The sequence below is a fragment of the Ensifer sp. genome (assembly GCF_035999135.1).
Taxonomy (GTDB): domain Bacteria; phylum Pseudomonadota; class Alphaproteobacteria; order Rhizobiales; family Rhizobiaceae; genus Ensifer.
This window is the reverse complement of record NZ_DASYGZ010000131.1, coordinates 1-7633: the sequence shown is the minus strand read 5'-3', so window position 1 is coordinate 7633 and position 7633 is coordinate 1. Positions and strand designations below refer to the sequence as shown.

General features: G+C 62.6%; 8 protein-coding genes and 1 pseudogene. 8 read left to right on the top strand and 1 reads right to left on the bottom strand.

Going from position 1 to position 7633, the window contains the following annotated elements:
• The first annotated feature begins 10 nt into the window (after positions 1-10).
• Positions 11-601 (top strand): RNA 2',3'-cyclic phosphodiesterase, encoded by a 591-nt coding sequence (gene thpR / locus VGO12_RS16030; protein ID WP_327495437.1) that lies wholly within the window; start codon positions 11-13, stop codon positions 599-601.
• On the opposite strand, the pseudogene VGO12_RS16025 reads toward thpR, so the two are convergent.
• Positions 538-889, bottom strand: a pseudogene (locus tag VGO12_RS16025) (low molecular weight protein-tyrosine-phosphatase). The gene thpR and the pseudogene VGO12_RS16025 overlap by 64 nt on opposite strands.
• 183 nt (positions 890-1072) lie before the next feature.
• On the opposite strand from VGO12_RS16025, the gene VGO12_RS16020 reads away from it, so the two are divergent.
• The 7 genes from VGO12_RS16020 (at position 1073) to VGO12_RS15990 (ending at position 7157) form a co-directional block, all read left to right on the top strand.
• A complete protein-coding gene (locus tag VGO12_RS16020; protein WP_327513737.1) occupies positions 1073-1390 on the top strand; it encodes a 4a-hydroxytetrahydrobiopterin dehydratase in 318 nt (105 codons plus the stop codon).
• Positions 1391-1438: 48 nt separating this feature from the next.
• Positions 1439-1816, top strand: coding sequence for a YkvA family protein (locus tag VGO12_RS16015; protein WP_327513736.1), 378 nt, complete (start codon positions 1439-1441; stop codon positions 1814-1816).
• Between the two features lie 394 nt (positions 1817-2210).
• Positions 2211-2714 (top strand): invasion associated locus B family protein, encoded by a 504-nt coding sequence (locus VGO12_RS16010; protein ID WP_327513735.1) that lies wholly within the window; start codon positions 2211-2213, stop codon positions 2712-2714.
• 231 nt (positions 2715-2945) lie between these two features.
• Entirely contained in the window at positions 2946-4181 is a 1236-nt protein-coding gene (gene rlmN, locus VGO12_RS16005; protein ID WP_327513734.1) for a 23S rRNA (adenine(2503)-C(2))-methyltransferase RlmN, read from the top strand.
• Between the two features lie 144 nt (positions 4182-4325).
• On the top strand, positions 4326-5279 hold the full coding sequence (locus VGO12_RS16000) for an ABC transporter substrate-binding protein (protein WP_327513733.1): 954 nt from the start codon (positions 4326-4328) through the stop codon (positions 5277-5279).
• Positions 5280-5487: 208 nt separating this feature from the next.
• Positions 5488-6366 carry an ABC transporter permease gene (locus VGO12_RS15995; protein ID WP_327513732.1) on the top strand — a complete coding sequence of 293 codons (879 nt, stop codon included), beginning with the start codon at positions 5488-5490 and terminating at the stop codon, positions 6364-6366.
• A complete protein-coding gene (locus VGO12_RS15990; RefSeq protein WP_327513731.1) occupies positions 6363-7157 on the top strand; it encodes an ABC transporter ATP-binding protein in 795 nt (264 codons plus the stop codon). The genes VGO12_RS15995 and VGO12_RS15990 overlap by 4 nt, the downstream gene beginning before the upstream one ends.
• Positions 7158-7633 lie beyond the last annotated feature (476 nt).

Here is a 7633-nt window from a genome sequence, read left to right as displayed (position 1 = left end):
GGAGCTCGCCATGCCGAGACTATTCACCGCCCTCGAAATTCCGCGCAATGCTGCAATGAGTCTTTCATTGCTGCGCGGAGGTCTTCCCGGAGCTCGCTGGATCGATGTGGAGAACTACCACATCACCTTGCGCTTCATCGGCGACGTCGACTGGCGCACCGCCGACGAGATCATCGACAAGCTCGACCGAATCGAACGTCCCGAATTCCAGCTGCAATTGACCGGAACCGGCGCCTTCGGTTCGAAGAAGCCGCATTCGGTCTGGGCCGGCGTCACCAACCAGCCGGAAATGTACGCGCTGCAGGCCGAAATCGAGCGCATCTGCCAAAGGCTCGGGCTGCAGCCGGATCCGCGCAAGTTCACGCCGCACGTCACACTGGCGCGGCTGCGCTCCAGCCGGGTGGAGGACGTCGTCGAATACCTCTCCGGACGCGGCAACTTCATGACCTCGCTCTTCAACGTCTCACGCTTCGTGCTGTTGTCGTCGCGCGATTCGGTCGGCGGTGGCCCATACCTCACCGAAGAGGTCTTTCCGCTTCACGAGGTCCGCTCGCCAAGCCTTTCCAGCAACGACGAGCATCCCGCGTCGAGCATCTGGTAAAGCGCCTCGAAGGCCTCCGCGCCTTCGTAGTAGGGATCGGGCACGTTCTGGCTGCGCCCGGTGGCGTAGCCGAGGAAGAGCTGTACCTTGTCAGCCGTGCCGGCGGGCGACCGCAATCGAACGGCGATCCGGTGGATCGCCGATGTGCCAGGCACCGGTTCCGGCCGAATCCACCGTGAGCATCGAAGCAAGCCCCTTCTCAACGGCGCGTTCCCGCAGCACGCCCTCGGCGAGCGGCGACCGGCAAATATTGCCGAGACAAACGAAAAGAACTCTGACCGGTTTCATGTTATGCAATTTCCACGGCTGGAGACGTGCACGCTGATGCGGGTTGATTGCGCCGCGCATCTGATCAGACGCGCAATGGTCGCTGTAGCCCTTTGAAGTGCGGCATGTTTTTATCCTCTAATCGGCTAGGATGAAAGAAAACATGCTGTGGCCTTCGAACAGGCGGGCGAGAGGGAGAGAACCATGAGACCGGAAAAACTGGACGAGACGGCGATCGTCGAAAACCTGCACAAGATGGAAGGCTGGGTGCGGGCCGAGGACGGAAACTCGATCTGGAAGGCGTTCCGTTTCAAGAACTTCGTCGAGGCCTTCGGTTTCATGACCGAATGCGCGATCGTCGCCGAGAAGCTCGACCATCACCCGGAATGGTTCAACGTCTACAATCGGGTCGACGTAACGCTGACCACCCATGACGCCAAGGGGCTGACCGAGCTTGACTTCAAGCTGGCGGCGCGAATGGACAAGGCAGCATCCGGCCGCATGCCCGATCATTTGAAATAGAGCCAGCAATTCCCATATTGAGAGACGCTGCAACAGCGGAAGCGGGACATGGACGACATCAAGATTGGTGAAATTCTCTTGCCTGGCGAAGAATCCGAGCAGGAGCGACGGGAAAAGCGCGTCAAGCGCCGCTTCTGGCCGACATTTCGCCGGGCCGCTCGGCAAATCCCCTTCAGCCGCGACCTGGTCGCCGCCTATTACTGCGCGATCGACCCGAAGACGCCGACCCGCACCCGCGGCATTCTGCTCGCGGCCCTCGCCTATTTCGTGCTGCCGATCGATTTGGTCCCCGATGTGCTTGCCGTGGTCGGCTTTTCCGACGACGTCGCGGTGCTGACCGCGGCGTTTGCCGCCATCAGCGGCCAGATCAAGGAAACCCACTACACTAAGGCTGACGAGACTCTCGCCGACGGGGCCGAAGACTGACGCGATCGACCGGCCACAGGTTGTGGCGCCCCATTCCCGCCCAAAAGTCAAACTCTTGCCCAAATGTTTGTGGCATAGACATGCAAATGGCGCCGGTCACGCATTCACAAGCATCCGGCACCTCGCAATGGCTTGGGGCAGGAAACCTTCTGGAACGGCATTCCGAAGCGCTGCGCATCCGGCATCGACCTGAGCTTCGACGATGGGGAAGCGATGGTTTGAAAAACGCCGGTGCAAGGGGGCAAACTGCCCCGTTTCGGGTCTAGACCCACGGTTTTCGGCCATCGTTGACGGTTTGGTAACCTGAATTAAGTCAAAACAAGCTTAACCATGACTACGCGTCGCCCGTCTGACCTTTCGGGTGATTGAAAAGCAAGAAAAGCGGCAGGACCTCATGTTTGTAAGAAAGATCGCAACAGCAATCGCACTCGTTCTGGCAACCGCCAGCGTGGCTGCCGCCCAGTCACCGACGCGCATCCAGCAGTTCAACGCCTGGGGCGCCTACTCCTACAACGCCGGCGGCGGCAAGGTCTGCTACGTGCTCTCGGTTCCGAAGGACAAGAGCCCGGCCGGCGTCGACCACGGCGACATCTTCTTCCTCGTTTCGCAGCGCCCGGGCCAGAACATCAGCTACGAGCCGCAGGCGATGATGGGCTATCCGCTGCAGGAGAATTCCAAGGTCAACGTCGTCATCGACGGCCGCACCTTCGTCATGTTCACCAAGGGCAACTCCGCCTGGGTCGAGAACGCCGCCGAAGAGCCTGCTCTGGTGGCCGCGATGAAGAACGGCAAGGCCATGTCGGTCAACGCCAAGTCGCGCAAGGGCACGGCGACCTCCTATTCCTACTCGCTCTCGGGCATCTCGGCTGCGCTGAAGCAGATCGAGGCCTGCAAGTAATTCCGCTTCGCAAGACGGAAATCAGGGCCGGCTGCAAAGCCGGCCTTTTGCGTTCGCGGGCCTGCCACGTGACTCCGGGCCAAAACAATGCTAAAGCCCGGCCCAACTTGAGAGCCTCCGCGCCCCGATTGGCCGCTATCGATGGCTCGACCGATTTCAATTCGCGCATCAGGACGAATTCCGGACCCGCTCTCCGGACGGCCTCACGCTGTACGACAGGACATTGCGAGCATGGCAGCCACTGAAATTCTGAACCGGGTGGAAATCGCTAAGGCACCGCAGGTGCGCGCGGCACCGCAAGCAGAAAAACCCTCGCTGATCGGGCTCTTGCGCGAGGACATGGCCAAGGCGCTCGTCGAGAAGGGCGTTCCTGAGCGGCAGGTCAAGATGCGAGTCAGCCAGCTCTGGCACTGGCTCTACGTGCGCGGCGTCTCCGATTTCGACCACATGACCAACGTGTCGAAGGACATGCGCGAAATGCTGAAGGAGCATTTCACCATTGCCCGGCCGGAAATCGTCGAGGAGCAGATCTCCGGCGACGGCACCCGCAAGTGGCTGCTGCGGTTCCCGCCGCGCGGCGCGGGCCGCCCGGTCGAGATCGAGACCGTCTACATCCCCGAGGAAGGCCGTGGCACGCTCTGCATTTCGAGCCAGGTCGGCTGCACCCTCACCTGCTCCTTCTGTCACACCGGCACGCAGAAGCTGGTGCGCAACCTGACGGCCGAAGAAATCCTCGCCCAGCTCTTGCTTGCCCGCGACCGGCTCGGCGATTTCCCGGAGCGCGACACGCCGCAGGGCGCGATCGTACCGGCCGAAGGCCGCAAGATCACCAATATCGTCATGATGGGCATGGGCGAGCCGCTCTACAACTTCGAACATGTGAAGACCGCCCTTCTGATCGCCTCTGACGGCGAAGGTCTGTCGCTCTCCAAGCGCCGCATCACGCTGTCGACCTCCGGCATCGTGCCGGAGATCTATCGCACCGGCGAAGAAATCGGCGTCATGTTGGCGATCTCGCTGCATGCCGTGCGTGACGACCTGCGCGACATGCTGGTGCCGATCAACAAGAAGTACCCGCTGAAGGAACTGATGGACGCCTGCCGCGCCTATCCGGGGCTTTCGAACGCCCGCCGCATCACCTTCGAATATGTGATGCTGAAGGACGTCAACGACAGCCTCGAAGACGCCAAGGCGCTGGTGAAGCTCCTGAAGGGCGTGCCGGCGAAGATCAATCTCATCCCCTTCAACCCCTGGCCGGGCACCAACTACCAGTGTTCCGACTGGGAACACATCGAGAAGTTTGCCGACTTCATCAACCAGGCCGGCTATGCCTCGCCGATCCGCACCCCGCGCGGCCGCGACATTCTTGCCGCCTGCGGCCAGCTGAAGTCGGAATCCGAGCGCATGCGCAAGGTCGACCGCCTCGCCTTCGAGGCGATGATGATCGCCAACCACGGCGAGGACTGAGATCGGCCGGAGAGCGCTTGCTCGTTCTCCGCCCCGCACCTCCCTGATCGATGAAGAACTTTGATAGGTGATGCAGTTCCTATCGATTGATTTCATGCCTCCGGTTTCCTAAGAAGGCGGGAAATCAATTCAGGAGGACAACCCATGCGCTCACTTCTCATCGCCCTTGCCGCCACGGTGGCATTCACCCTGCCCGCCCGTGCCGATGAGGTGACCGTCGCCGTGACCGCGATCGTCGAGCACCCGGCGCTCGACGCCGCCCGCGACGGCGTGAAGGACGCGCTGGCCGCCGCCGGCTACAAGGAAGGCGAAAACCTCAAGTTCCTCTACGAGTCGGCCCAGGGTAACCCGGCAACCGCGGCGCAGATCGCACGCCAGTTCGCCGGCGAAGCACCGAACGTCATTGTTCCGATCTCCACGCCGTCGGCCCAGGCCGTCGTTTCGTCCACCCGCGACATCCCGGTCGTCTTCACGGCCGTTTCCGACCCGGTCGGCGCGCAGCTCGTCAAGGACATGGACAAGCCTGGCGGCAACGTCACCGGCCTCTCCGACATGTCGCCGGTTGCCGAGCACGTCGCCCTGATCAAGGAGATCCTGCCGAACGCCAAGTCGATCGGCTACCTCTACAACTCGGGCGAAGCCAACTCCGTTTCGCTGCTCGCGGTGCTGAAGACCGAAGCCGAAAAGGCCGGCCTGACCGTGGTCGAATCCGCCGCCACCAAGTCGGCTGAAGTCCAGGGTGCGGCGCGCGCGCTCGTCGGCCGCGCCGATGCGATCTACGTGCCCACCGACAACACGATCATCTCGGCACTCGAAGGCGCCGTTGCCGTCGCTGAAGAAGCCAAGCTTCCGCTCTTCACCGCCGACACGGATTCGGTTGCCCGCGGCTCGCTCGCAGCCCTCGGCTTCAACTACTACGACGTCGGCAAGCAGACGGGCGAAGTGGTCGTTCGCATCCTCAAGGGCGAAAACCCCGGCGACATCGCCGTCAAGGTTGCCGCCGGTTCCGACCTGGTGATCAACAAGAAGGCCGCCGAGAAAATGGGCGTCACCCTTCCGGAAAGTGTCGTAAAGCGCGCAACCCGCGTCGTTGAATAAGGCTTTCGGCCCTTTCAGGTTCAAGTTTGTTGCGTTTTGCCCGCCTCCGTTCCATACGGAGGCGGTTCGCTATGAGGGGCCCGCAACAGAGAAGGCCGCTCCAAGTTTCTAAGCCGCACATGCGCCCGGCCGTGAGCCCCATGTGCCAAGCGGGAGCGTCGCGCTCATACGCACAACCAAGCGCGACAGTTGAAAAGAGGGTCTGGGGTTGAGTCTAATTGCTTTCTGGGGAGCCGTGGAGCTGGGGCTGGTCTATGCCTTCGTCGCCCTTGGCGTCTTTCTCGCATTCCGGGTTCTGGATTTTCCCGACCTCACGGTTGACGGGTCGTTTCCGCTGGGCGCAGCCGTCACCGCGGTCCTGATCATTGCCGGCGTCAATCCTTGGCTTGCGGCTTGCGTGGCCATGGTTGCGGGAGCTGCGGCGGGCATCGTCACGGCGATGCTCAACGTGCGCTTCAAGATCCTCAACCTGCTCGCCTCGATCCTGACGATGATCGCGCTGTTTTCGGTCAACCTGCGCGTCATGGGCAAGCCGAACGTCGCGCTGATCAATGCCGACACGATGTTGTCGCCGTTCTACGGTCTCGGGCTTCGCGACTTCTACGTCCGGCCGCTGTTCATCGGCGTGCTTGTCGTTATCGCCGTCATCATCGTCTGGCGCTTCCTCGAAAGCGATGCCGGGCTTGCGATGCGCGCCACCGGCGCCAATGCCCGCATGGCCCGCGCGCAAGGGGTCGACACCAACCGTCAGATCTATCTGGGCATGGCGATCTCCAACGCCCTCGTCGCCTTCGGCGGCGCGCTCTTTGCCCAGACCAATGGTTTCGCGGACGTGACCTCGGGCGTCGGCACCATCGTCGTCGGTCTTGCCGCCGTCATCATCGGCGAGACGCTGCTGGGCGCGCGCGGCATCCTGATCGCGCTGATCGGCTGCGTGCTCGGCTCGATCCTCTACCGCATCGCCATCCAGCTGGCGCTGTCGACCGACATGCTCGGTCTGCAGGCTTCCGACCTCAACTTCGTGACGGCAGCACTCGTCACCTTCGCCCTCGTCCTTCCCCGCCTGCGTCGTGGAGGTGCGGCATGATCAGCGTCAACAACATCGAAGTCATCTTCGGCAAGGGCACGCCGCTGCAGAAGCAAGCGCTGAACTGCGTCAGCCTGACGATCGAGCAGGGCTCCTTCGTCACCGTCATCGGCTCCAACGGCGCCGGCAAGTCGACGCTGCTCGGGGTGCTCGCCGGCGACGTTCTGCCGAGTGCCGGCCAGGTGACGATCGGCAAGACCGACGTCAGCCGCAAGGGTACGGCCGCACGCGCCGGTCTCGTCGCCCGCGTCTTCCAGGATCCGCTGACGGGAAGCTGCGGCGCGCTGTCGATCGAAGAGAACCTGGCGCTCGCAGCCAAGCGTGGCGAGGCCCGCGGACTCACGGCCGCGCTCGGCCCCAAGCGCCGCGAGCATTTTCGCGAGCGCATCGCCGAGCTCAACCTTGGCCTTGAAAACCGCATGGGCGATCGCATGGATCTCCTGTCCGGCGGCCAGCGCCAGGCGGTTTCGCTGGTCATGGCGACGCTCGCCGGCTCCGAAGTTCTGCTGCTCGACGAACATACCGCGGCACTCGATCCCGGCATGGCCGAATTCGTCATGAACCTCACGCAGGAAATCGTCTCGGAGCGCAAGCTGACGACGATGATGGTGACCCACTCGATGCGTCAGGCCCTCGACTATGGCCACCGCACCATCATGCTCCATGGCGGCGAGATCGTGCTCGACGTCGCCGGCGACAGCCGCAAGGAATTGCAGGTCGAGGACCTGATCGCCATGTTCCGCCGCATCCGCGGCCAGACGCTCGACGACGACGCGCTGCTGATCGGCTGAACTGGCCGTCCTTCGGAGTTTGCCATCTGCCTGCCGGCATCTTCTCCCCGTAGACACGGGGAGAAGAGAGAGCGCGGCACCGTGCTCAGACCACGTCTTCCAACCGTAAAGATCTGTCGCAGGGTTAAGTCCATCTCGAGGGCAAGCATGCAGAGCGGTCACCGCTTGCCCTCTTCTACCCGCCCGCGGGGAGAAGATACCGGCAGGCAGATGAGGGGCAATCTCCCGGACACGCGCCTAACGCGTCGGCATGGGTTCGCCGTGCCTGATCGTGTGCCCGCGCTTTTGCCTACGGATTCGAGACATACGGCGTTCTAATGCTTGTATCCCGGCGTGTTCTGGCTAAAGTGCCGCAGATTTGCACGCGGCATCGCCGCCCTCCCCAAGACCAGACGGACGGAAACCATGGCATCGCATAAAGACGTGAAAAAGGTCGTTCTCGCCTATTCGGGCGGTCTCGACACCTCGATCATCCT

Excerpts from the sequence above, each read along its gene's own strand:
- VGO12_RS16020 (WP_327513737.1), top strand. The coding sequence starts at position 1,073 with ATGAGACCGGAAAAACTGGACGAGACGGCGATCGTCGAAAACCTGCAC.
- VGO12_RS16015 (WP_327513736.1), top strand. The coding sequence starts at position 1,439 with ATGGACGACATCAAGATTGGTGAAATTCTCTTGCCTGGCGAAGAATCC.
- rlmN (WP_327513734.1), top strand. The coding sequence starts at position 2,946 with ATGGCAGCCACTGAAATTCTGAACCGGGTGGAAATCGCTAAGGCACCG.
- VGO12_RS16000 (WP_327513733.1), top strand. The coding sequence starts at position 4,326 with ATGCGCTCACTTCTCATCGCCCTTGCCGCCACGGTGGCATTCACCCTG.
- VGO12_RS15990 (WP_327513731.1), top strand. The coding sequence starts at position 6,363 with ATGATCAGCGTCAACAACATCGAAGTCATCTTCGGCAAGGGCACGCCG.
- VGO12_RS16010 (WP_327513735.1), top strand. The coding sequence starts at position 2,211 with ATGTTTGTAAGAAAGATCGCAACAGCAATCGCACTCGTTCTGGCAACC.
- thpR (WP_327495437.1), top strand. The coding sequence starts at position 11 with ATGCCGAGACTATTCACCGCCCTCGAAATTCCGCGCAATGCTGCAATG.